The following is a 24,682-nucleotide window of genomic DNA, read 5'->3' as shown; positions in this document are numbered from 1 at the left end:
CTGAGAAGGAAGACACTATGCAACTCAATATTACCGGACATCATGTCGAAATAACCGACGCATTACGCGAGTTTGTTACCACTAAATTTGCCAAACTTGAGCAATATTTTGATCGAATTAACCAGGTGTATGTGGTTTTAAGTGTCGAAAAAGTAAAACAAATTGCAGAAGCCACGGTACATGTGAATGGAGGCGAGTTGCACGCAAGTTCAGAGCAGGAAGATATGTACGCCGCAATTGATATTTTGGTTGATAAACTGGCCCGCCAGTTGAACAAACACAAAGATAAATTGAAACAACATTAGGAACCCTTGTTGCTGTTATATACCCTAGATAATTCGAGTTGCATGAAGGCGGCAACTGAGCGAATCCTCAGGAACTTACACCAGTAAGTGACTGAGGTGAACGAGGGCAGTCAACGCACATGCGGCTTGAAGTATGACGGGTAGACAGCAAAGGTTCTACACTCGCTACACAACCTGATGCCAGCAGAGAAGAATATTCCGCTGGCATCAGGCGTAAAACAGCGCTTAAGTGAAAGATGAAATGATCAACGATCCAGCATTGCAATTAAGCTCGGTATTAAATATCGAGTGCACCAAAAGCTCCGTACATTGCTCAAGTAAAAAGCGGGCTTTGGAAATTATCAGCGAGTTAGCTGCCAAACAGCTTAACCTGCCATCACAGATCGTTTTCGATGCTGTGTTAACCCGCGAACGCATGGGCAGTACTGGCATTGGTAGTGGTATCGCGATACCACATGGCAAGCTGGAGGAAGATACACTGCGCGCTGTAGGTGTATTTATCCGCCTGGAGCAACCCATTGCTTTCGATGCTATTGATAACCAACCGGTTGATCTATTATTTGCCTTGTTGGTTCCAGCAGATCAATGTAAAACTCACTTACACACTTTGTCTTTAGTGGCTAAGAGATTAGCTGATAAAACAGTGTGCCGTCGTTTACGAGCAGCGCAAAGTGATGATGAGCTTTATCAGATCATCACTGAATTACCGCCAGAAACAGAGTAATTAGGTAAGCAACGTCGTTTTATCCGTTATGCCCGGCTCCTGTAGCCGGATTACTGGGTTCTACAAGGGGAGTCACTCACATGGTGCTGATGATTGTCAGCGGCCGTTCCGGTTCAGGGAAGTCTGTTGCTTTGCGCGCATTGGAAGATATGGGCTTTTATTGTGTCGATAACTTGCCCGTGGTTCTGTTGCCGCAATTGGCAAGTACACTTGCCGATAGGAATATCTCCGCTGCAGTGAGCATTGACGTACGCAATATGCCTGAGTCTCCTGAGGTATTTGAGCATGCCATGACCCAACTGCCAGACAGCTTTTCACCGCAGTTGCTGTTTTTAGATGCTGATCGCAATACCCTGATTCGTCGCTATAGTGATACCCGTCGTCTGCATCCGCTGTCGACTAAAAACCTGTCATTAGAAAGTGCTATCGATGAAGAGAGCGACCTGCTGGAGCCTTTGCGCTCGCGGGCTGACTTGATTATTGATACCTCTGAAATGTCAGTGCATGAATTAGCTGAGATGCTCCGCACTCGCCTATTGGGTAAACGTGAGCGCGAGTTAACCATGGTGTTTGAATCCTTCGGCTTTAAACACGGCATCCCTATTGATGCAGATTATGTCTTCGACGTACGCTTCCTACCTAACCCGCACTGGGACCCTAAATTACGCCCGATGACAGGTCTGGATAAGCCGGTGATCTCCTTCCTTGATCGCCATACTGAAGTGCATAACTTTATTTATCAGACCCGCAGTTATCTGGAACTGTGGTTGCCGATGCTGGAAACCAATAACCGCAGTTATCTGACGGTAGCTATTGGATGTACCGGCGGTAAACACCGCTCAGTCTATGTTGCTGAACAATTGGCCGATTATTTCCGCGCCCGCGGTAAGAACGTCCAATCACGTCATCGTACTCTGGAAAAGCGTAAATAAATGACAGTTAAACAAACCGTTGAGATCAAAAACAAGCTGGGAATGCATGCCAGGCCCGCAATGAAATTGTTCGAGCTGGTTCAGAGTTTTGATGCAGAAGTGATGTTACGTAATGACAGTGGTACCGAAGCCGAAGCCAGCAGTGTGATTGCACTGCTGATGCTTGATTCTGCCAAAGGCCGCCAGATTGAGGTTGAAGCTACCGGGCCTGATGAGATTCAAGCGCTGGCAGCAGTGATTGAACTGTTTAATTCGGGATTTGATGAGGATTAAGTTTTCATTTTGCGGTTCGGTTGATATTGGATTAGATGATAGGTTCGGTTGTTAGAATTTCATTACCCACTTAATCTCCGATGCATCAACAACCAAACCAGTCACTGAACAAATCATATCTAAACAAACATTACCCAACTTAAGATATTTGAAATCAAAATGTACCAGGTAATCGTTTGCTAATCATAAAAAATGCGGCGATCCCCTCTTGCAGAGAAATCCCACGCGAGTATAATTCGCCACAATTTGCCGGGAGAAATGATGAAAAGCCGTTTGAATTTTGCTAAACATCGTCGTTTTGTTGAAAATGATTCTATCGATGGTCGACAAAATAGACTGCTAGCAGGCAGCCAATTGCCATTCTTTCTCCCGTTGCTAAACCGATCCTGAAAGGCCCCTCATTGAGGGGCTTTTTTTTGTCTGCCGATCGGCACCGGATTCATCTATTACCGTATGACAACTGATTAAAGAAACCAGGGTAGCCCGAGACCACGGGCAACTATAGAGGAGAGCGAAAATGGCCAACCCGTTGTATCACAAGCACATCATCTCAATTAACGACTTATGTCGCGAGGAACTGGAACTGGTATTGCGCACCGCTGCCAGTTTGAAAAGCCACCCGCAACCCGAGCTGTTAAAACACAAAGTGATCGCCAGTTGCTTTTTCGAAGCCTCAACCCGCACCCGTTTGTCGTTTGAAACCTCAATTCATCGCCTTGGGGCATCCGTTGTCGGTTTTTCTGATAGCAGCAACACCTCGCTAGGTAAGAAAGGTGAGACACTAGCTGATACCATGTCAGTCATCAGTACCTATGTCGATGCCATTGTCATGCGCCATCCACAAGAAGGGGCTGCACGCCTTGCCACCCAGTTCTCCGGTAATGTGCCGGTGGTTAATGCCGGTGATGGTGCCAACCAGCATCCAACCCAAACACTGCTCGATTTATTCACCATTCAAGAAACCCAAGGCCGACTGGATAACATCAATATCGCTATGGTCGGTGATCTAAAATATGGCCGCACCGTGCATTCACTGACGCAAGCGCTGGCAAAATTTAACGGCAATCGCTTCTTCTTTATCGCCCCCGATGCATTAGCAATGCCAGCTTATATTCTTGAAATGTTGGAAGAAAAAGGCATGGAATACAGCCTCCACGAAAGTATTGAAGAAGTGGTACCAGAGCTGGATATTCTCTATATGACCCGCGTGCAAAAAGAGCGCCTTGACCCATCAGAATATGCCAACGTCAAAGCACAGTTTGTCCTGCGCGCGGCTGATTTAAATGGCGCACAGGATAATCTCAAAGTGCTACACCCGCTGCCGCGTATTGATGAAATCACGACTGATGTTGATAAAACGCCTTACGCTTACTATTTCCAACAAGCAGGTAACGGCATTTTTGCACGTCAGGCGCTGCTGGCATTGGTATTAAACGCAGAATTGGCTCTTTAAGGGGATTGAATATGACTCAGGATTACAAACTACAGGTTGAAGCGATTAAATGCGGCACCGTGATTGACCATATTCCGGCGCAAATCGGGTTCAAATTGTTGTCGCTATTCAAACTGACCGCGACCGACCAGCGCATCACTATCGGGTTAAATTTGCCGTCTAAGAGATCAGGTCGTAAAGATTTGATTAAAATAGAAAATACCTTCCTGACAGAGCAACAAGCCAACCAATTGGCTATGTATGCCCCCGATGCCACAGTCAACCGCATCGACAATTACGAAGTGGTGAAGAAGCTGACACTCAGTTTGCCAGATCATATCGACGGCGTCCTCACCTGCCCTAATAGCAACTGTATCAGCCATAATGAACTAGTCGATTCCAGCTTTAAAGTGAAGGCCAAACAAAGTGATATCCACCTTAAATGCAAATATTGCGAGAAAGAGTTCGACCATCAGGTCGTGCTACAAGCGGATCAAATGTCGTAAGCAGGTTGATACCTAAAGCCCAAACCCAAAGTCATTGGAGTTGCAGGTAGGCAGCAAGCAAGGAAACCCCGATGAGCTTATTTATGTAAGGTCAACGACAAGTAAGTGATTCGGGTGACAAATCGGTCAGGAATCGATTTGAACGCTGCTGGCAGCGGCCTCGCAGAGGCGAGGCCCATGGACGGGCCGAGTAACGAACGCAGCTAACAACCCTGCGACTTCAAGTACAAAGGATTTTACAATAGTGGCAATATTTGTCGTTGCGGAGTATCGCAAACTTGATTTGCGTTGGTTGCTGTAATTGAACCTACCTTTATAATACAGAAATAATTAAACCCAATAGATTTCATGGTGCAGGAAAGCGGCAAACGAAGAGTCCCGATGAGCTTACTCTCGTAAATGATTCGGGTGACTGAGTGCAGCCAACACACCTACAACGTGAAAAATAACGGGTTCCTTTCCGCATTACGTAAACCAGGAGTCTACATGTCCCGCACTATCAGCACTGAGCTCGCCCCTGCCGCTATTGGCCCTTATGTCCAAGGTGTCGATCTGGGCAGCATGATCATCACTTCCGGCCAGATCCCGGTGGATCCGAAAACCGGCCTGGTGGCTGATGACATTTCAGCTCAGGCACGCCAATCACTGGAAAATGTGAAAGCTATCGTTGAAGCCGCTGGCCTGAAAGTTGCCGATATCGTGAAAACCACGGTATTCGTGAAAGATCTGAACGATTTCAGTACCGTTAACGCCACTTACGAAGCTTTCTTCACTGAACACAATGCGCCATTCCCTGCGCGCTCTTGTGTAGAAGTCGCCCGTTTGCCAAAAGATGTAAAAATCGAAATCGAAGCTATCGCAGTACGTCGCTAATTCTGATGTGATTGCGTCTACGGCTGGTGCTTACCGGCCGTTTTTTATTATCCCGCCCCTATTTTCTCTCCGACTTTCGCAATGCGCTATTGCAGATCATCATCTGTAAGATGTCACAACATCCTGCTCAGTCATAAAGCATCTTGCTCAATCATTGCACCCAAATAGTGCTGAAATCGCGCTAACGTCCCTTATTTTGCCAGTTTGACGAGCTGGCACAGTTTATGCGTGATCCCGAATACAGCCTGTTCTGTTAGCGAGGTGATAATGCTGAACATCGACCTTTCCACACCACAATTTTTCGATGAAATGTTACTGGCTGAGGGGAAACATCGAGGCCATTACGACGCCTACTGGCAATGGTTGCAACAGGCCGACCAACTGACAATTGCGCGTAAACGCGAAGAGGCCGCGCTGCTGTTTCACCGAGTGGGCATTACCTTTAATGTGTATGGTGACGATGATGGCGCAGAGCGACTAATCCCGTTTGACAGTGTGCCGCGCATTATTCCGGCAAGTGAATGGCAGATGCTTGACCGCGGTATTCGCCAGCGAGTTCAGGCGTTAAATGCATTCCTGCATGATATCTATCACGAACAACATATTCTCAAAGCCGGGATTATTCCGGCCGAACAAGTGCTGGCTAATGACCAATATCAACCCTGTATGCAAGGGGTGAACCTGCACCGAGACACCTACGCTCATATTATTGGCGTGGATATGGTGCGTAATAGTGATGGTCTTTATTACGTACTGGAAGATAACCTACGCACCCCGTCCGGCGTCTCTTATATGCTGGAAAACCGCAAAATGATGATGCGACTCTATCCAGAGCTATTCGCCGAACAGCGCATTGCACCGGTGGAACGCTATCCTTCCCACTTGTTGCAAACCCTGCGCGAAAGTACACCGGTTAATGACCCTACCGTGGTGGTACTCACCCCAGGGCGCTTTAACAGCGCTTACTTTGAGCACAGTTTTCTGGCTCAGCAGATGGGGGTCGAACTGGTCGAAAGTGCCGATCTGTTCGTCAAAGAAGGGGCGGTATTTATGCGCACCACCGCTGGCCCCCGCAAAATTGATGTTATCTATCGTCGTGTTGACGATGCTTTCCTTGATCCATTGGCTTTCCGCCCTGACTCCATGCTGGGGATCCCCGGATTGCTGTCCGTCTATCGAGCCGGTGGGGTTGTATTAGCCAATGCTATTGGTACTGGTGTTGCAGATGATAAATCTATCTATCCGTATGTGCCGGAAATGATTCGCTTTTACCTCTCTGAAGAACCTATTCTGGCGAACGTTCCAACCTGGCAATGCCGTCAACCAGCTGATCTCTCTTATGTTTTAGCCAATCTTGAACAAATGGTAGTGAAAGAAGTTCATGGTGCCGGGGGCTATGGCATGTTAATTGGTCCTGCGGCGACACAAGCTGAAATTGCACAATTTCGCCAATTACTACTGGCGCGGCCACAAAACTATATTGCGCAGGAAACTCTCGCCCTCTCCACTTGCCCCACTTTTGTAAACAATGGGTTGGCTCCACGACACATTGATTTGCGCCCCTTTGCTTTATCCGGTGCGGAAATTCGTTTAGTCCCTGGTGGGTTAACTCGCGTAGCTCTGGCACAAGGCTCGCTGGTGGTTAACTCCTCACAAGGCGGCGGCACCAAGGACACCTGGGTACTGGAGGATGATGCATGCTAAGTCGAACAGCCAGCGAGCTTTATTGGATGGCCCGTTATCTTGAGAGGGCAGAAAACATTACCCGGGTACTGGATGTCACTAACCGGCTCTCGATGATGCCCACCAGCAATCGCGTGAATTTTGATTTACTGGTTCCCCTTAGCCTGAGTAATACCCAGGTTTTGTTTGCCGAGCACTATCCGCAGGTCTCGATGACCCACCTGCTGAATTTCTTCGTGCTCGACAGTAATAACCCCAGCAGCATTTTCAGTTGCTTACAGATGGCATGGAATAACGCCCATGCAGTACGCGGTAGCTTATCGTCCGAAGTGTGGGAAAGCATTAATGCCACCTGGATTGAGATAAAGCAGTTACGCCGCCAAGGGATTAGCGCGGCTGGAATCGATGCCTTTTTTGATTGGGTTAAGGAGCGCTCACATCTATTTCGTGGCGCAGTATATGGCACCTTGCTGCGTAGCGATGCGCTCTATTTCATTCGTCTGGGCACCTTAATTGAGCGGGCTGACAGCACTGCACGCCTATTGGATGTGAAAAACCAATTACGAGATAACGACGATGATCCGGTGCGAGAATATTACCGGATGGATACCTTATTGCGGGCAGTCAGCGCCCGTGAGGCCTACCACAGTTTGTATAAACAGCAACTGAGCCGCGAGGCTATTGCTGAGCTACTGATTTTACGTAATGAAATTCCGCGTTCCCTGTTGGCCTGTATCAACGATATGGAACAGCAGCTGGCATTGATTGGTGGTAATCGCAGTAACCAGCCTCGGCGGTTGGTCAGTATTTTGCTCGCTGAGTTGCGTTTTAGCAGCATCACAGATGTCATGGCCGATGGCCTGCATGTCTACCTGATGGATTTTTTAGGCAAGATAAATGCTATTGCCGATAGCATTCGTCAAACCTATCTGGAGGTCCAATGAGACTGAATGTCGATCACAGCACCCATTACACCTATGTCCAGCAGGTGCAGCACAGCACACAATATCTGCGCCTGACCCCGCAGGATTCAGCTCATCAGCGCATTTTATCCTGGCAACTGACTTTGCCGGAAGAAGCCATTTGCACCACGGATGCCTTTGGCAATGTGCTACATGTTTTGACGCTGGATAAACCGCATCAGGCCATCACTATTCAGGCTCAAGGCGTGGTCGAGATTGAAGATAATGTCGAGGATGACAGTGGCGACCACCTCTCTCCATTGGTTTTTTTACGCCACAGCCCACTGACGCAACCGGATGCTGCTATCCGTCAGTTTGCGGCAGGTTATTGTGAAGGGGTTAGCAGTGCCGCAGGGCAATTGGATTGCCTGACACATCTAATGGGAGAGCTGCTGGCTAAAATGCCCTACAGCCCCGGCACCACGACGGTACAAGACAGCGCAGCGCAGGCTTTTGCTGCCGAACAAGGCGTTTGTCAAGATCACACCCACGTTTTTCTTGCCTGTTGTCGAAGTTTAAATATTCCAGCACGCTATGTGAGCGGCTATCTTTATACAGAATCCTCCAGTCATGTTGCGACTCATGCTTGGGCTGAGGTCTGGCTGAATGGCTATTGGCAGAGCTTTGATGTCACCAATAATACCTGCAAACCCAATCAGCATTTGAAACTGGCGGTGGGCATAGATTATCTGGATGCCTGCCCGGTGCGCGGTATCCGCCGAGGCGGTGGTTATGAAGATATGCAAACCATAGCTGCCGTGCATATGCTATCAAACCCGCGGCTGGATATGTCGCAATAAACGTACCTGACTTAAGGATTGTTATGACCTACTGTGTGGCCATGCGGCTATCGTCCGGGCTAGTGTTTGCTTCTGATTCCCGCACCAACGCCGGGGTGGATCATATTTCCACTTTCCGCAAATTGCATCTATTTCAGCTAGATGGTGAACGAATGCTGGTGGTGCAAAGTGCGGGCAATCTTGCTACTACACAGAGCATTGTCAGTTTGCTGCAACGCCGATGTTTAGACTCTGAGCTGACTAATCTGATGAATGTGCCGTCGATGTATGAAGCGGCCACATTGTTGGGCGAAACGGTGCGGGAGGTGATTAACCGGGACAGCGGCGCGCAACAAAACAATGGCGGAACAGATTTTAGCTGTAACCTACTGTTAGGCGGTCAGATTAAAGGTGAAGGGCTGCGGTTGTTTCATATTTATCCGCAAGGAAATTTTATCGAAGCCACGCCAGATACGCCCTATTTTCAAATTGGTGAAAGTAAGTATGGTAAGCCCATTATTGATCGCGTGTTGAGCTACGACACCGCACTGGATCAGGCAATGCAATGCGCGTTGATTTCAATGGATTCAACCTTGCGCAGTAATCTGTCGGTGGGATTGCCGCTGGACGTGATGATCTACCCGCTGGACAGTTTCAGTACCGCCCAGCAGTACCGGATCACGGAAGATCACCCGTATTTTATGATGATCCGTAAAGGGTGGGGTGAGGGGCTGGTGAGTATCTTCTCTCAGCTTCCGGGGTTGAAGCTGGGGGAATAATAGAGTGAATCTGGTTTCGGTTGATATGAGATTTGTTCTCAATGCTGGCATTACCATCTCAACCGAAACCTGCGCCAAACTGGACTGGACTGATCTAAGCAAATCAATCCCTAATCCAATAAATCCCCTCGTAAGCTCGTAATTCCATGGCCTGCGGCTGGAAGGCGCTTTCACCATAGCTGCTCATCAACAGCTGCCAGTGACCATCCAGCTCGATATCCTCTGGCTGCCATTGTTGCGGCTCACCACTTAGATTCGCCACCACCAGCAGCTGCTTACCTTGCCAACGACGTAAATAACACCATAAATCTGGGTGCTGCGGGCAAAGATCCTGATAGCCCCCAAAAGTGAACACATCGTGTTGCTTACGCAGGGCTATCAGATATTGATAGGCATAAAATACCGAATCAGCATCTGCCAGCGCGGCATCGACGTTAATCTCACCATAGTTACTGCAAGGCTCAATCCACGGAGTTCCTTGGCTAAAACCTGCATTATGACTGCGGTCCCATTGCATCGGGGTACGACCATTATCACGGGATTTAGTCGCCAAAATTGCTAATAACTCATCAGTATCGCGACCTTTTGCTCTTAATTCGGCAAACATATTTAGACTTTCAACATCACGGTATTGATCAATAGAGCTGAAGTTTGGATTGGTCATTCCAATCTCTTCGCCCTGATAAATATACGGTGTGCCCTGCATACCGTGCAGCACCATCGCTAACATTTTAGCAGCAGGTACTCGCAGTGCCCCCTCATCACCAAAACGCGAGACAATGCGTGGTTGGTCATGGTTACACCAGAACAGCGCATTCCAGGCACGATTATGCATCCCCTGCTGCCATTGGTTAAAAATCTGCTTAAGTTCGACGCGATCTGGCGGCATCAGCGACCATTTCTCTCCATTGAGGTAATCCACTTTCAAATGATGGAAATTGAAGGTCATCGACAGTTCATCGCCACCCAATGCAGCATAGCGCTGACAATGCTCTAGACGGGTGGAAGACATCTCACCTACCGTCATCAGGCCGCGCGGTTGAAACACATCACGGCTCATTTCTTGCAAAAATTCGTGGATACGTGGACCATCGGTATAGAAACGGCGGCCATCGCCGTCAAAGTCATCGGGGAAGTCTTGCTGCTTGGACACCAAATTGATCACATCCAGACGTAAGCCATCCACGCCAATATCCGCCCAGAACTCACATACTTTTTTCAATTCATCGCGCACGGATTGGTGTTCCCAGTTGAGATCAGCCTGCTCTGTGGCAAATAAATGCAGATAATACTGGCCACTGGCCGCATGCCATTGCCAGGCATTGCCACCAAATTTAGAACGCCAGTTGTTAGGTAAATCATCCCCCTTCCCGTCACGCCAAATATAGAATTGGCGGTAAGGGCTGTTGCGGTCTGTTGATGCTTTAAACCAGGCATGTTCAGTGGATGTATGGTTGAACACCATATCCATCACAATACGAATACCGCGCTGATGGGCTTGTTCCACAAGATGTTTAAAATCATCCAGGGTGCCATAAGCCGGATCAATGGCGCAGTAATCGGCCACGTCATAACCATTATCCACCTGCGGCGAAACATAAACCGGCGTTAGCCAGATAGCATCAACACCCAGTTTTTGCAGATAATCCAACCGGTGCGTCACCCCCGCCAGATCACCGAAACCATTACCGGTGCTGTCCTGAAAACTCTTCGGGTAAATCTGATAGATGACGCCGTTTTGCCACCAAGGGATAGGATTATTCATAGCAGACTCTTATTCATTGAGAAAATAACTCCGCCAGGGAATAACCACTGGCGGAGATTTGCGATTCAGACCGGCAATTCACCGCGGCTATCTTTGCGTTTATAAACCAGTATGGTCAGCACCAGTGGTACGACAATCGCCACTAACATTGCCAGAGAATAAATCGCCCAGAACTGCGGTTTTATCGACAAAATGCCCGGCAAGCCACCGACACCAATACCGTTTGCCATCACCCCTGTCAGCCCGCAAATCAGGCCTGCCAGTCCAGAACCAATCATGGCGCACAACATTGGGAAGCGATATTTCAAGTTGATACCGTACATGGCGGGCTCCGTCACACCGAGATAGGCTGAGATGGCCGCCGGAACAGAAATTTCTCGTTCATTGATCTTACGGCTAATAATAATGATACCCAGCACCGCAGAGGCTTGCGCGATATTAGATAAAGCAATCAGCGGCCAAACAGGTGTACCGCCCATGCTCTGAATCATCTGCATATCAATAGCCAGTGTGGTTTGATGCACCCCGGTTATCACTAACGGTGCATACAAGAAACCAAACAGCGCAGCGCCAATAGGGGCGAAACTGCCGGTCATCACGGCTTTCACTCCCCATGCCACACCATCACCAATCATGCGACCAAATGGCCCAATCAAGGTGTGAGCAAGGAATACGGCCAGCAATAAGGACACCACAGGCACGATAACTAAGTAGAGATAAGCAGGAATAATTTTCTTCAGATTGGTTTCAATCCAGCCCAATGCTAAACCAGCCAGAATAGAAGGGATAACTTGTGCCTGATAACCCACTTTTTGGATAGTAAACCAACCGAAGTCCCATACATCAGGGATCTGCTGCCCCAACAGATAAGAGTTCATTAGCTGCGGAGAAACTAGCGTAATCCCCAGTACAATCCCCAATACCGGTGTGCCGCCCATTTTCTTCACCGTCGACCAACAGATAGCCACTGGCAGGTAGAAGAAGATGGCTTCGCCCAGTAACCATAGGAAGTCGTAAATGGTTTTCCACGCCGGATACATCTGCGCCAGCGTTTGGCCTTCGGACATTGGGATGTCGCCGATCACATTACGGAAACCGAGGATCAAACCGCCGCTGATCAAAGCCGGTAACAGCGGAAAGAAGATCTCGGCAAAGTGAGAAATACCACGCTCAAACCAGGTCATATTTTGGCGCGCAGCCAGCTTGGTTTGTTCTTTATCTGCTTCATTTTGGCCAATTTTAGCAATTAGCGCTTGGTAGTAATCATCGACTTCCGGCCCGATAACCACTTGAAATTGGCCGGCATTAGTAAAACAGCCTTTGACCATCGATAGCTTTTCGATCTCTTTAGGAAATGCTTTGGCTGGATCATTTAGTACAAAACGCAACCGGGTAATGCAATGACTGACGGTGGCAATATTTTCTCTGCCTCCCACCAGTACGATCAATTGATCGATGTCTTGTTGTTTTACTTTGCTCATTTCAGCATACCTTTCGTAAAGGTGGGATCGGTTCCAAGTGGTTTATTTAAGGTTAGCCAACTATTTATTTTTATGGAATGGGAACGTTCCCAACTTGCGTTCAAGATCACAATTTGACAATTTTCGTACAAATTTTCATCGAATATTAGTGAATGCTAAAGCGCCCCGAGACCCCACATGAGCGCGCAGGGAGCATAAAGATGAGAAAAAAGCCTCAAGCCAATTGACCGGGGATGATAATTTGTTGAAGGGGTTGGTTATTATTAAGTTGATCAAGCAGTTGCTGTGCCGCTTTCACACCTGCACTACCATAACCCAGTTCGACTGACAGGCTATTGGGGAACAAGAAGTGCAACAGCGGCGTGTTGCCGATACCACATACCTGGATGTGCTGTTGCCCTTGCTGCTGCAAGTACTTACTTACCCCCATAGCAATGGTATCAGAGGCACATACCAGTGCGGAGGTATCCGGTTTTATCACTTGAGGCGCGAGCTGAAAGCCGCTCTGATAGCTCAATTCTCCCAATGCCACAGTAGAAGTCAGCCCATGTTGCTGGCAGTAATCAAGATAAGATTGATGACGACGCATACCGGTCGTAGCATCCGAGGGCTGCACACCGATATAACTAATATGGCGATGCCCGGCCTGACGCAGTTTATCCATCAGCAGCCGCACCGCTCCTTCATCGTCATAACAAACCGAAGAAAAACCTGTGTATTCTCGCGCCAGCACCACCATTTTGTCCTGCCACGGTGCGAGCATGTCTGTGGTTAATCCGGTGAAACCAAACAGAATCACGCCATCCACATGACGCTGTTGTAAAACATGCAGATGCTCTCTGACCAGCTCAGGATCAAACTGGCTCTCCATTAAAATAGGATCGTAACCTTGCTGATAGAACAGCGGCAACATGGTGCGCACCGCCTGATTCTCAGATGGAGAATCCAGACGCGAGACAATAATCCCCACCACTTTATCACTCTGACCCCGCATCGCACGGGCCGATTTTGATGGGGTAAACCCCTGCTGACGGATAACCGCCTCAACTCGCTCGCGCGTCTGTGGGCTGACACTGCCTTCATTGTTCAATACCCGTGAAACCGTGGATTTTCCAACTCCACTCATGCGGGCAATATCCTTAATGGTCAAACGGTTTTGCATGGTTTACCTAATGTTTAGGTTTGAATACATATAATAAACTGATTATTTATAGCTACAGTATTATTTATATTTACCAGAACGGTGGGAAGCATACCATGCCCTGAATCAGACTCAGCGCATGATATCACCATGACTGGTAACATATTATTACCCTAACGGATGAAATTCCCGTCAGGGTGATTTTTGCCGTGGCAATAATTATCACGTAGTTTATTGTATGTATAACTGTTTAAGCGCGATGGTGTGCCGCTCAAACAAAGCGATTCTTCACTCACCGGAGGTTAATTACCCAGTGGACCCTGTTCCCTCAATCTACACCCTTTGGGTGTACCGATAAGGTAATTCCCCGTCTGACGTGGCTGCCTTATCGGATAACAATCTGATAAGCAGTCACTGCGCATTCTCCCTGCGTTGGTTTCTACTGCTGATGTTTTTGCCCTCTCTACGGCAGGTTTGTCGTGGGTGCTACCTGAAGAAAATTCAGGTATGACAGTAAGGTTTGAGCCATGCAAATTAAAAATTTCACCCGCCAATTGCTCAATGTATTGAGCCGCAACCTGCCCCGCCGCCTGATCCGTCGGGAAACCATGCTTGAGGGGGTTTCAGCAGGAAGTACGGCAAAAGATATCCCCGCAGAACTGGCCCGGCAGCGTTTGCAGTGTGCCAATGAAACACCGGCGCAGCTTTATCAACGCTTTCACAGCCACCCCGAAGGCCTGACTGAGCAAGAAGCCGAGGCTATTCGCCTAAACAGTGGCAGTAATTTGATTGAAAATCAGCAGGCTACCCCGTGGTGGGTTCACCTATGGCACTGTTATCGCAACCCCTTTAACTTGCTATTGACCATTCTGGCCTTAATTTCTTACGCCACGGAAGACCTCACCGCCGCGCTGGTGATTGGTGCTATGGTGCTGATTTCCACTCTGATGCATTTTATCCAGGAAGCCCGCTCTAACCGTGCAGCAGATGCGCTGAAAGCCATGGTCAGCAATACCGCCACGGTGCTGCGTAGTGATGCCCATAGTGGAAAAAGCGAACATCGCGAACTGCCGATTTCCCAATTAGTGCCTGGCGATATTATTAAACTCTCTGCCGGTGACATGATCCCGGCAGATTTACGTATTCTGGTGGCAAAAGATCTGTTTATCAGCCAAGCCGCCCTGACTGGTGAATCTCTGCCGGTGGAAAAAGTGGCGCAGTGCCGGGAATGTGATGAACAAAACCCATTGCAGCGGGATACCCTGTGCTTTATGGGAACCAATGTGGTGAGTGGATCAGCACTGGCCATCGTTATCGGTACCGGTAATCAAACCTATTTTGGCCTGTTGGCTGAACGTGTGACCCATCAGGATGAACAGCCCAATGCTTTCCAAAGTGGTATCAGCAAAGTCAGCTGGTTGTTGATTCGCTTTATGTTGGTCATGACACCCATTGTGTTGTTGATCAATGGGTTTACCAAAGGTGATTGGTGGGAAGCAGCACTATTTGCTCTCTCCGTTGCCGTGGGTTTGACCCCAGAAATGCTGCCGATGATTGTCACATCCACATTGGCAAAAGGGGCGGTAAAGCTGTCAAAACAAAAAGTTATCGTCAAACGGCTGGATGCTATTCAAAACTTTGGCGCGATGGATGTTCTGTGCACTGACAAGACCGGCACCTTGACCCAAGATAAGATTGTGCTGGAGAGCCATACCGACGTATTTGGAGCCAATTGTGAGCGGGTGCTGCGCTATGCCTGGCTCAACAGTTACTACCAAACCGGCTTGAAAAACCTGCTGGATGTGGCGGTACTTTCGTCCATGACTGATTCATCCCAGTCTGCTGAAATACTGGCGGGTTACCATAAAATCGATGAAATCCCATTTGATTTTGAGCGCCGCCGCATGTCCGTAGTGGTCAGCGACCAATCAGATTATCACGAGTTAATCTGCAAAGGCGCATTGGAAGAGATGCTATCTATTTGCCGCCATGTCCGCCAGGGAGATGACGTCATCCCAATGACCGATGCGCTGTTGGCACGTATCCGCCGCGTTACCGATGAGCAGAACCAGCAAGGGTTGAGAGTGGTAGCAGTCGCCACTCGGATTTTGCCAGCATATCAACGCAATTATGCGGTTATCGACGAATATGATTTGATTCTTGAAGGCTATATCGCCTTCCTCGACCCGCCAAAAGAGAGCACCGCGCCCGCACTACTGGCATTGAAAAACAGTGGCGTCAGCGTAAAAATTCTTACCGGTGACAATGAGTTAGTGGCGCGTAAAGTCTGTAAAGATGTCGGGCTGTCTGTCGAAAAAGTTTTGCGTGGCAGTGATATCGAACAAATGAGCGAGGCAGAACTGACTGAAGCCACCCGCACCACCACCGTATTTGCGAAGCTGACACCGATGCATAAAGAGCGCATCGTGCAAAATCTGCGGGAGGCAGGCCATGTGGTCGGCTTTATGGGCGATGGTATCAACGATGCTCCCGCACTGCGGGCGGCGGATATCGGGATCTCGGTGGATTCGGCAGTAGATATTGCCAAGGAAGCGGCTGATATCATTTTGCTGGAAAAAAGCCTGATGGTACTGGAACAGGGCGTGATAGAAGGCCGTCGCACCTTTGCCAACATGCTGAAGTACATCAAAATGACGGCTAGCTCTAACTTCGGCAATGTTTTCAGTGTGCTGATTGCCAGTGCATTTTTACCCTTCTTACCGATGCTGCCGCTGCATCTGCTGATCCAGAACCTGATGTATGATATTTCTCAGATTGCCATTCCATTTGATAATGTCGACGAAGAGCAACTGGCAAAACCACAACGCTGGAACGCCGGTGATCTTGGGCGCTTTATGGTGTTCTTTGGGCCGATAAGTTCAATCTTCGATGTTTTGACCTTCAGTTTGATGTGGTGGGTATTTAAAGCTAATACGCCGGAAATGCAGACTTTGTTCCAGTCTGGCTGGTTCGTTGAAGGGCTGCTGTCTCAGACCTTGATTGTACATATGATTCGTACACGTAAAATTCCCTTTATTCAAAGCCGCGCTTCATGGCCGTTGTGTCTGATGACACTAGCCGTTGTTGTCGTCGGTATCGGACTGACCTTCTCGCCACTGGCCGGATTCCTACAATTACAGGCTCTACCACTCTCATACTTCCCATGGCTGATTGTGATTTTGGCAGGTTACATGGTGACGACACAGCTAGTGAAAGGTTGGTTTGTTAGGCGATATGGCTGGCAGTGATTCGATTTAGTTATCGCTTCGGTTGATATGGGTTCAGTGTTCACTTAACTACAGATGCCTCAACCGCCAAAGGGGTTACAAGCGCGTAACCCCCTTGTAACCCCTGCGCTTACCCACGTATCACTTGCCTGCTTCGCAGGTGCCCTCGACTCATCATTTCGCTGACGGGACGGTGTGATTCGCATCCATGCTCAAGCACACCTCAACCCGCCGTCCATGGCGGGTTGCCCTTGCTACACTCTTCACTCGGCAGCTCAAATGTGCTTTTAACTTCAAGGCCAAAACCATGGCTTTTATCCTTTGACGTTGAGCGCAATCAGGAATGTTGCCGACAAGGAGTAAGGGTAGAGTGAGCGGGCATGGACGCCCGCGAAAAGCGCGCTTGAGCAGGAGTGAATCGCACTGGCTCGTCAGCCCGAAAGACGTAGGCGGTTTACCCGTAGGGCAATATTTCGCGCAAGCGCGGGATTCCACAAGGGTGCGCGCCCGCACCCTTTGGCGGTTGGAGCCACGGCAGTGATGTGAACTGTGAAGTATTAACAACCGACTCATCACCGTATAACACCACCGAGTCGATCACTCACTTAATCGGATAAAAATAAAAAATGAATTAAATTCGACTCAAACAATCAATCGCAATAGCCTTAAAACTATCAAAATGCTGGCTGCTCAATAAACGGCTCATCGAGCGCTCGCGCACAAAGGTCACGAACAAATCATAAATCGCCATCGCTTCTTCATAGTCGGTTTTGCTGATAGCTAACAGGAAAATGACATGAGCTACTTCGCCATCTCCCCAGACAATACCATTAGGGGCCAACAAAGTGACCACTACTGTTTTCTTGGCTAATAGGCCCAGGGAATGTGGTAATGCTATCCCTTCACCCAGCATGGTAGAGACAATCGCTTCTCGCTCCACCACGGACGGGTAGAAATCCGCATCCACAAAACCTTCTTCTTCCAGCTGACGACAGACTTTTTTAAACAACTGCTCCTGCGTCATCGGCTGGTCGATAATCATAAAGTGTTGACTATCAAAGAACTTTTCCAGCATGTAAGGCCGGGTACGATCAACTAAAACCAACTTACCAAGCTGCTCTAACTGATATTCAGTCGGGAATGGGGACATCACGACTACCGGCTTGTTCTTTTCTGTTAGTCGAGAATTAGAAATAATGAAATCTTCGTCGATATTATTAAGATTTTCGTAATCACGCAGGGAAATGGTTTGAGTCATCACAATTTGCGGATACTTACGCGAGATCTGTGCCTGAATCATTCGGGTAGTGGAATTACCGGTATCACACACCAGCATCACCTGCGGATGGCGCTGATAACCAATGTTGTAATGACGCTCCAAACCCACCCCAATGTGCAACACCAGATAGCCAATTTCATTTTCACTTAAGCTGTAAGGCGTATATTTTCCCCAACTGGAAACCGCCGCCAATGTGACATCATAGGCCATCGGATAGTGCTGTTTAATGTTGTATAACAATGGGTTAGGAATCGTAATCTGATACTTCACCCGGGTTATCATGGTCTTGATATGGGTGAGTAAATCAACCCGCAGCTGCTTATCGCCCTGCAAATTGTAGTTATAGTGAGCATTAATGTACGAAAGGATGTAATCCACCAGCGTCTCTTCATCATCGGCATTGATTTCACTCGGTCGACTGGTATTTAGCTGGCTGGCCTGCACCCGACGGGCGGCAATATTCACCCGCAAATAAGCTTCTTCAGCCGCTGAAATATCTTTTTCTGACAGCAACTTAAGTTCGGCAGCCAAACGGCCCGAGGCTAACTTAACCGCTTCATCTACATCTTCAGCATCAAAATCAGATAAGGGATAACCGTCGGTAATACGTTTTATTGCCACCGCACAGTAGAAAATCAGATATTGCTCACCTTCATCGGTTAACCGTACGGCATATTGCGCGAGTAATTCATGCAACAACCGCGTCAATTCTGGAATGGTTTGGATACTTAAAAACTCATTTTTTAATAACGGGTTATCAGCATCTTGCAGTTGTAACTGAAACAGTAAATCTGTCAGGCAGGTACGGATGGCCAACTCAGAACCAAACAACTTCATACCGTAACGAGGCTTGGTTTCGATGGTCAAATGATAGCGGTTTAACCTTTCTCTCACCTCTGCCATATCATTTTGCAAGGTGCCACGGCTGACAAACCATTCATCGGCTAAATCTTCTAGCTTCAATGAAAAGGCTGAGGTTAAAAAGCGGATTAACAGATAATGCATCCGCTCATTGGCGGTGCGCGGCGTCAGGTGCACCTTACGATTTTGCTGCTGTAGGCTACGGAAGCGGTCTGTATCGTCCACCATCAGCCGATAACCGAAGCCACGATTATGCACAAAGTGCGCGCCATAATGCTCCAGAATCTCATTCAACGCCGTAATATCAGCCCGTACAGTACGTGTCGAGACCGCAAAACGTTTCGCCAACTCCTCCTGAGGTAGCGTTTCCGATTGCAGCGCATCGAACATATAGGCCAGGCGTTGATAGGGAAATCTCACTGCTCCACTCCGTTATTCAGAATATTAGCTCTCCCCCAGACAGCATGGCCGCAGGGGGCGCGTACCTCATATCATTTGTTCTGTGCAGCCGGGACGAACACCATTTGCGATGGGCTGCCGACGGCGGTATAGCCTGGTACAAAGGTCAATTTGCCACTTTGTGGAGAGACTTTAAAACGCGTTATGTTATCGCTACGTTGATTCATGGCGTATAAATAGTGCCCCGTAGGATCAAGCACCAGCGTGCGCGGGTAGTCACCCCGTGTCCATACGTCCTCTACGGCCTTAAATTCACCGTCAGCGCTTACGGCAAATTGGCCGATACTATTATGCAGACGGTTCGCGACATACAGGAATTTGCCGTCTTTCGAGAGCGTCAGGCCCGCTGCAAAGTTGGTGCCGCGATAATCAGCCGGGAGTGACGACAGAGTATGTAGCGGTTTCAGCGTACCTTTTTCCATATCCAACTGATAGCTGGTGAGGGTTGAGGCTTCTTCGTTGATTAAGAATAGTGTTTTGCCGTTAGGGTGGAACACGAAATGCCGTGGGCCTGCACCGGCAGATGAGGCATCAATGAACGGCGGCGAGTTCGGTATCAATTTGCCATTATCCGCATCAAAGCGGTATTGATAAATTCTGTCCAACCCCAGATCGGTGGAGAACACGAATTTGCCACTCGGTGAGCTGGCTATCATATGTGCATGTGGGCCATTGTGGTCACTGATGGCGAAGCTTCCTTCCACCGCAGCCGCAGGTCTTGCCGCCCCAGCAGGGCCTTCATCTTGCTGTACCGAACTGGCCTCAGTAAGTTTTCCGCCACTTTGTACCGGGAAAACAGCCACGGAACCGCTAATATAGTTAGCGGCCAGTAAGTGGCTGCCCGATGGCGTTAATGAGAGATACACCGGCCCACCCCCCTGAGAGTCAACCTGATTAATCAAAGTCAAATTACCATCAGCCGGGTTGATGCCGTATGCCGCAATCGAGCCGTGCTTGCCACCCTTGAAATCCGCAACCTCACTGGCGACATATAAGGTTTTCCCCTGAGCATCCACCACCAGTTGTGCTGGATTCGCTAGTGAGCTAACCAGCGTTTTCTCACTTAATTCACCCGATTCAGTATCAACCAAGAACCGGTAAACCCCTTCCCCGTTGGGATTATAAGTACCGACATAAGCAAAAGACTGATTGCCAGGCTGTGCAGCATGCGCCAGTGGATTAAACAGCGCGACCATAGCCAGAGCAATACCTGCGGACAGGTCTTTCAAACCAGAATCTGTTGAACAGTTATTCATGTTGGTCCTTACTCATAGGGAAGAGCGACCAGAAGGTAGGTGTAGCCGCAAGCCAAACCGCCATACCTACCTCCGCCGATACTGAGTTTCTAACAGGTAAATTAGTGGGTTATTGCACGATCTTTTTCACGATATCCAATAATGTTTTCACATCTTCCGGGCGGGTATTGCCGGTCTTGCTATCAATAATCGAGCTATAGATATGCGGGATAACTTTCGTCACACCCGCGTCCAGTGCGATTTGCACAATTTGTTCGAAATTATCCAGATCAATACCGCCGGTTGGCTCCAGCCAGAAACCGGTGGCTGCGCAAGCCTCAGCCACAAAACGGTATTCATCAATAGAATCCAACCCATTCATCGGGAAGAATTTTACCGAGCTACCGCCCATATCTTTCAACATCGCAATGGCGGTGGTGACCGGCACAATCGCGTCCTTTTGCTGTGAACTGAGCGGGCCGGTTGAAATCCTCACATAACCGACTTTGCCAGTCGGTGATATCAGGCCGTTGACCACAGTATCGTGTTGGCCCAGCAAGGCACGGCTGGTACCGACGCCGGTAAACACCTGATTCACATGCTGCGGCTGTACCTGTTGCGAAATCTGACTCACCATCACCGACTGCTTGGGATCACCCGCACCTAGCCCTACCGACAAAGCATTGTCGATAATAGCGGCGTACTCACGCATGTCTTTGACTGCACTATCAACATCGGGGTAATTCTTCGATAACACGCCCACCAGCACATGGCCTTCAGCAGCCTGATAAATCGCGCGCGCATTGTCTTTAGAACCGGCCAACACATTCAAGCACACGCGGTCACGGTAATAATTTGGGGTCAGCTTCATTGATTAGGCTCCTTTAACCAGGTGGCTAATACAGGTGTAAATAGTCTCAAGTTGCGCTGGCGTGACACTGCGCACATCTACCTCAATCTTGCCTTCATTGGCTTTGTAAGCACGGAAGTAAATAGCGATGTCGCCATTTTTTAGCGCATCAACCAAATCGGGTGTCAAACGGCCAATTTGAACTTCATCAAAACTGATTTCCGCGCGGGCAATATCGCGCCCCGCCGCATCCCAAACCACTTTGGCTGAAACCCCATCAATGGTATTCAACTGGCTGATAAACGGCGTCATTTTCTCTATCATCTGCTGGCCAGTTTCTTTCTCCAGCGTGATGTAACTTTCGATAGCGCGGGTCAAACCAAGGATACCCTCTTTACCCACTTTCATTGCCCGGCCGATGCCGTTTGATTGCAACTTCACCCAATCCACATAGGTTTTTTTGCCCAAAACCAAGCCACTGGTTGGGCCTTCAATCGCTTTGGCTCCGCTGTAAATCACCAAATCAGCGCCCATTTGGTAGTAGCACTGCAAATCTTCTTCTGCAGCCGCATCAACAATTAATGGCAGTTGATGCTTACGTGCAATCACCACCGCTTGTTCAACCGACAGAATGCTTTTTTGCACACAATGATGGGATTTTATATACAAGATTGCCGCAGTATTCGGCGTGATCGCAGCTTCCAGCTGTTCTGGTAGGCACTCATTGGCATAGCCCGCCTCTACCACTTTGCCGCCGCCCAATGTCACCATAGTATCGACTGGCGCACCAAAGTTAACATTGTGGCCCTTGGGTAAAACAATTTCATGGGGCACCGTGCGCGGTGCGGCATGTAGATTAACCAGTAAATTAGCGTTGTCTTTGACAATCACGGCCGCGACCGACTGGGCAATCCCGGCTGAGGCGCAAGACACCACCACCGCGCTTTCTACATTCAGTAAATTCGCAATATAAGCGCCGGTCTGATTCACTAAATCTTTCATGACAAAGTAATGATTCAGGCCCAACTCTACGGCTTCAACCACATCCTGTCGTGGCGTCGAAACACCCAGCATCGTCATGCGGCCAGAAGCATTAATGACATGCTTTAACTGGTATTTTTCATAGACTGAAGACATCTTTTGACCTCCCTTCATCAGTTAATACTAAGTCACCGGCGACGACCGCGGCCAGTGGCACCAGATACTTCTCACCGGTTACCGATTTCCCTTCAGAATCATTGAATACTTGAGGCTGCTGTTTCAGATCAAAAATAGTAAAATCAGCATCATAGCCTGTATCCAGTACCCCTTTATCGGTCAGGCGCAGGGCATGCGCGGCATTTTCTGTCACACAGCGAATGACTTGCTCAAGGCTCAGACCGAGGGTAAAAAATTTGGACATCACGGTCGCCAGGCTATGGACGGGGCCGTTCAGGCGGTTGCGGCAATAAATGTCGGAACTGATAGTGTGCGGATAAATACCTTGCTTGATAGCAAGCTCAGCCACATCAAAGCTAAAACTGGCGCTGCCGTGGCCCACGTCTAACAATACGCCGCGTTTCAGCGCCCGCTGGATAGACTCACGTAATGCGCCCGCAGGCGTCAAAATTCGGTTTGGTTTACCGTTATAGCAATGAGTAATAATATCGCCCTGGGTCAATAATTCGGCAATTTCATCCAGATCTGGTGGGTTATTACCGATATGCACCATCAGCGGTAACTGATTGTTTTCTTGCTGAATTTCTTTAGCACGCACCAAAGGTTTGATGCCATTTTTACCGACTACACTGCTGCTCATGCGCGCTTTAATGCCAAGAATAAAACCGGGATTGCGGGCTATCGCCTCAGCCACACTTTGCTTATCAATCTGCGCCATATCGGCTAATTCGTTTTGTGTCACAATCCCGGTTTTCGCAATATTCAGAAAAGCGTAAACATGGGTTTTAGCCGCGCGGGTTAAGCGGTAAAAATCGTCCACATCATTGGCTCCGGTGCTACCCGCATCCACCACCGTGGTAACGCCACTGGCAACCCCGACTAAATCAGCCTCATCATGATAAATAGGCGATGCGGGGTAACAGTGGACATGGGAATCAATCCAACCTGCACTGAGGTAATATTTCCCCGCCAAATCCAACACTTTTTTAGCGGAATAAATCTGAGATTTTGTCTGATTTTCTTTATCTTCAGTAATAACCGCACTGACCGTGACTATTTTTCCATTATTAATTGCGATATCAACCTGGCGACCGTCAACTAATAGAGCTCCGGTAATAATAAAATCATACATTATGTTCCCCTTCTTACTTGACGTCGCAGCGGTGTTAGCTGCTCTCACTTACCCGAATCACTTACTTATATAAGCTCATCGGGATGCATTCATTTGCTGCCTTGCTGCATCGCCAATTACTTTGGGTAAATGACCTTCTTACTTGACGTCGCTACGGAGTAAATATCCTGTTATTTGAATATTTACGCCGTGGATTAGGAAATGGCGACTGGGAAAATAGAACCTAGAATCATGGCCCCCAAAATTGCACCGCCAGTAATAGGTTTATTCCAGAGATAAAATAGTAATGCGCCAGCCAAAGAACCAATCCCAATTGGAATTGATGCAGTAATAGCAGACAAAATAATCAATGGCCCCAAGAAACGACCAGACGAATTACCTGCCCCCATCATAACATCAGCACCGTAGGTTGAATTACTTTGGTTGATAGTGAATTTACGCGCCAGAATGATCAGATAACCAATAGCTAAACCAATAATCAGACCAGTAGCCAAAGAGGCAGCAAAATTAGCAACCGGGAAGACAAATCCGGCCCCCAGCAATAATGCTGGTACTCCCAAACCAACACCGGTTTGAATGGCACCGCCGATATCTAAAATACCGACGAGTGAACCTTCAATAATTCGGGCGAATAAGAAGCTGGCACCAAATGCTGCAACTGCACCATAAACACCGGTATCCATCCCTGCACGTAGCATTGAAACAAAAGCGACTTCGTTAAATGCGCCAATTCCATATAAATAATACATATGGGTACCCGCAAATACGCCGGAGGATAATAATCCTACAAAGATCGGAAATGACCAGTCGGCATACCAGAAATTATTCTTGGTTTGTTCATCCATC

The 24,682-nt window shown here is 48.4% G+C and carries 21 protein-coding genes; 12 read left to right on the top strand and 9 right to left on the bottom strand.

Going from position 1 to position 24,682, the window contains the following annotated elements; all coding sequences use genetic code 11:
• The first annotated feature begins 17 nt into the window (after positions 1 to 17).
• The 11 genes from hpf (at position 18) to ACF3VQ_RS02180 (ending at position 9,248) form a co-directional block, all read left to right on the top strand.
• The gene (hpf, locus tag ACF3VQ_RS02230) at positions 18 to 305 is read left to right on the top strand and encodes a ribosome hibernation promoting factor (protein WP_005162480.1); all 288 of its coding nucleotides are present in this window, start codon (positions 18 to 20) and stop codon (positions 303 to 305) included.
• Between the two features lie 241 nt (positions 306 to 546).
• Entirely contained in the window at positions 547 to 1,029 is a 483-nt protein-coding gene (ptsN, locus tag ACF3VQ_RS02225) for a PTS IIA-like nitrogen regulatory protein PtsN (RefSeq protein WP_392433225.1), read from the top strand.
• Between the two features lie 80 nt (positions 1,030 to 1,109).
• On the top strand, positions 1,110 to 1,961 hold the full coding sequence (gene rapZ / locus ACF3VQ_RS02220) for an RNase adapter RapZ (protein ID WP_005162486.1): 852 nt from the start codon (positions 1,110 to 1,112) through the stop codon (positions 1,959 to 1,961).
• The gene (gene npr / locus ACF3VQ_RS02215; protein WP_005162489.1) at positions 1,962 to 2,234 is read left to right on the top strand and encodes a PTS phosphocarrier protein NPr; all 273 of its coding nucleotides are present in this window, start codon (positions 1,962 to 1,964) and stop codon (positions 2,232 to 2,234) included. It begins immediately after the preceding gene.
• A 517-nt stretch (positions 2,235 to 2,751) separates the two neighbouring features.
• Positions 2,752 to 3,687, top strand: a complete 936-nt coding sequence (gene pyrB, locus ACF3VQ_RS02210) for an aspartate carbamoyltransferase (RefSeq protein ID WP_392433224.1) — start codon at positions 2,752 to 2,754, stop codon at positions 3,685 to 3,687.
• An 11-nt stretch (positions 3,688 to 3,698) separates the two neighbouring features.
• Positions 3,699 to 4,172, top strand: a complete 474-nt coding sequence (gene pyrI / locus ACF3VQ_RS02205; RefSeq protein ID WP_392433223.1) for an aspartate carbamoyltransferase regulatory subunit — start codon at positions 3,699 to 3,701, stop codon at positions 4,170 to 4,172.
• Between the two features lie 486 nt (positions 4,173 to 4,658).
• On the top strand, positions 4,659 to 5,045 hold the full coding sequence (gene ridA / locus ACF3VQ_RS02200) for a 2-iminobutanoate/2-iminopropanoate deaminase (RefSeq protein ID WP_005162498.1): 387 nt from the start codon (positions 4,659 to 4,661) through the stop codon (positions 5,043 to 5,045).
• Between the two features lie 267 nt (positions 5,046 to 5,312).
• On the top strand, positions 5,313 to 6,749 hold the full coding sequence (locus ACF3VQ_RS02195; RefSeq protein ID WP_392433222.1) for a circularly permuted type 2 ATP-grasp protein: 1,437 nt from the start codon (positions 5,313 to 5,315) through the stop codon (positions 6,747 to 6,749).
• Positions 6,743 to 7,672 carry an alpha-E domain-containing protein gene (locus tag ACF3VQ_RS02190; protein ID WP_392433221.1) on the top strand — a complete coding sequence of 310 codons (930 nt, stop codon included), beginning with the start codon at positions 6,743 to 6,745 and terminating at the stop codon, positions 7,670 to 7,672. Before ACF3VQ_RS02195 ends, ACF3VQ_RS02190 begins: the two co-directional genes overlap by 7 nt.
• Entirely contained in the window at positions 7,669 to 8,490 is an 822-nt protein-coding gene (locus ACF3VQ_RS02185; RefSeq protein ID WP_392433220.1) for a transglutaminase domain-containing protein, read from the top strand. Before ACF3VQ_RS02190 ends, ACF3VQ_RS02185 begins: the two co-directional genes overlap by 4 nt.
• A 23-nt stretch (positions 8,491 to 8,513) precedes the next feature.
• Positions 8,514 to 9,248, top strand: coding sequence for a peptidase (locus ACF3VQ_RS02180; RefSeq protein WP_392433219.1), 735 nt, complete (start codon positions 8,514 to 8,516; stop codon positions 9,246 to 9,248).
• A 103-nt stretch (positions 9,249 to 9,351) separates the two neighbouring features.
• Here ACF3VQ_RS02180 and treC read toward each other — a convergent pair whose 3' ends face one another.
• The 3 genes from treC to treR form a co-directional block, all read right to left on the bottom strand.
• Positions 9,352 to 11,013 (bottom strand): alpha,alpha-phosphotrehalase, encoded by a 1,662-nt coding sequence (gene treC / locus ACF3VQ_RS02175; protein WP_392433218.1) that lies wholly within the window; start codon positions 11,011 to 11,013, stop codon positions 9,352 to 9,354.
• A gap of 65 nt (positions 11,014 to 11,078) precedes the next feature.
• Complete coding sequence (gene treB / locus ACF3VQ_RS02170) at positions 11,079 to 12,494, bottom strand: PTS trehalose transporter subunit IIBC (RefSeq protein ID WP_392433217.1); 1,416 nt, start codon at positions 12,492 to 12,494, stop codon at positions 11,079 to 11,081.
• A gap of 214 nt (positions 12,495 to 12,708) precedes the next feature.
• Entirely contained in the window at positions 12,709 to 13,656 is a 948-nt protein-coding gene (gene treR, locus ACF3VQ_RS02165) for a trehalose operon repressor TreR (RefSeq protein WP_392433216.1), read from the bottom strand.
• 506 nt (positions 13,657 to 14,162) lie between these two features.
• Here treR and mgtA point away from each other — a divergent pair.
• A complete protein-coding gene (gene mgtA / locus ACF3VQ_RS02160; protein ID WP_392433215.1) occupies positions 14,163 to 16,883 on the top strand; it encodes a magnesium-translocating P-type ATPase in 2,721 nt (906 codons plus the stop codon).
• A gap of 610 nt (positions 16,884 to 17,493) precedes the next feature.
• Here the strand turns inward: mgtA and ACF3VQ_RS02155 are convergent.
• From ACF3VQ_RS02155 to ACF3VQ_RS02130, 6 genes are all read right to left on the bottom strand, one after another.
• On the bottom strand, positions 17,494 to 19,422 hold the full coding sequence (locus ACF3VQ_RS02155; protein WP_392433214.1) for a BglG family transcription antiterminator: 1,929 nt from the start codon (positions 19,420 to 19,422) through the stop codon (positions 17,494 to 17,496).
• A gap of 71 nt (positions 19,423 to 19,493) precedes the next feature.
• The gene (locus tag ACF3VQ_RS02150; protein ID WP_392433213.1) at positions 19,494 to 20,717 is read right to left on the bottom strand and encodes a lactonase family protein; all 1,224 of its coding nucleotides are present in this window, start codon (positions 20,715 to 20,717) and stop codon (positions 19,494 to 19,496) included.
• A gap of 109 nt (positions 20,718 to 20,826) precedes the next feature.
• Entirely contained in the window at positions 20,827 to 21,567 is a 741-nt protein-coding gene (locus tag ACF3VQ_RS02145; protein WP_392433212.1) for a KDGP aldolase family protein, read from the bottom strand.
• A gap of 3 nt (positions 21,568 to 21,570) precedes the next feature.
• The gene (locus ACF3VQ_RS02140; protein ID WP_392433211.1) at positions 21,571 to 22,683 is read right to left on the bottom strand and encodes a DgaE family pyridoxal phosphate-dependent ammonia lyase; all 1,113 of its coding nucleotides are present in this window, start codon (positions 22,681 to 22,683) and stop codon (positions 21,571 to 21,573) included.
• On the bottom strand, positions 22,667 to 23,836 hold the full coding sequence (locus tag ACF3VQ_RS02135) for an amidohydrolase/deacetylase family metallohydrolase (RefSeq protein WP_392433210.1): 1,170 nt from the start codon (positions 23,834 to 23,836) through the stop codon (positions 22,667 to 22,669). The genes ACF3VQ_RS02140 and ACF3VQ_RS02135 overlap by 17 nt, the downstream gene beginning before the upstream one ends.
• Before the next feature lie 194 nt (positions 23,837 to 24,030).
• A complete protein-coding gene (locus ACF3VQ_RS02130; RefSeq protein ID WP_005174295.1) occupies positions 24,031 to 24,681 on the bottom strand; it encodes a DUF4310 family protein in 651 nt (216 codons plus the stop codon).
• Position 24,682 lies beyond the last annotated feature (1 nt).

Source organism: Yersinia fenwicki (genome assembly GCF_043099325.1).
Taxonomy (GTDB): Bacteria; Pseudomonadota; Gammaproteobacteria; order Enterobacterales; family Enterobacteriaceae; genus Yersinia.
The sequence above is the reverse complement of the archived record's forward strand: the minus strand, read 5'-3'. Positions and strand labels throughout refer to the sequence as shown.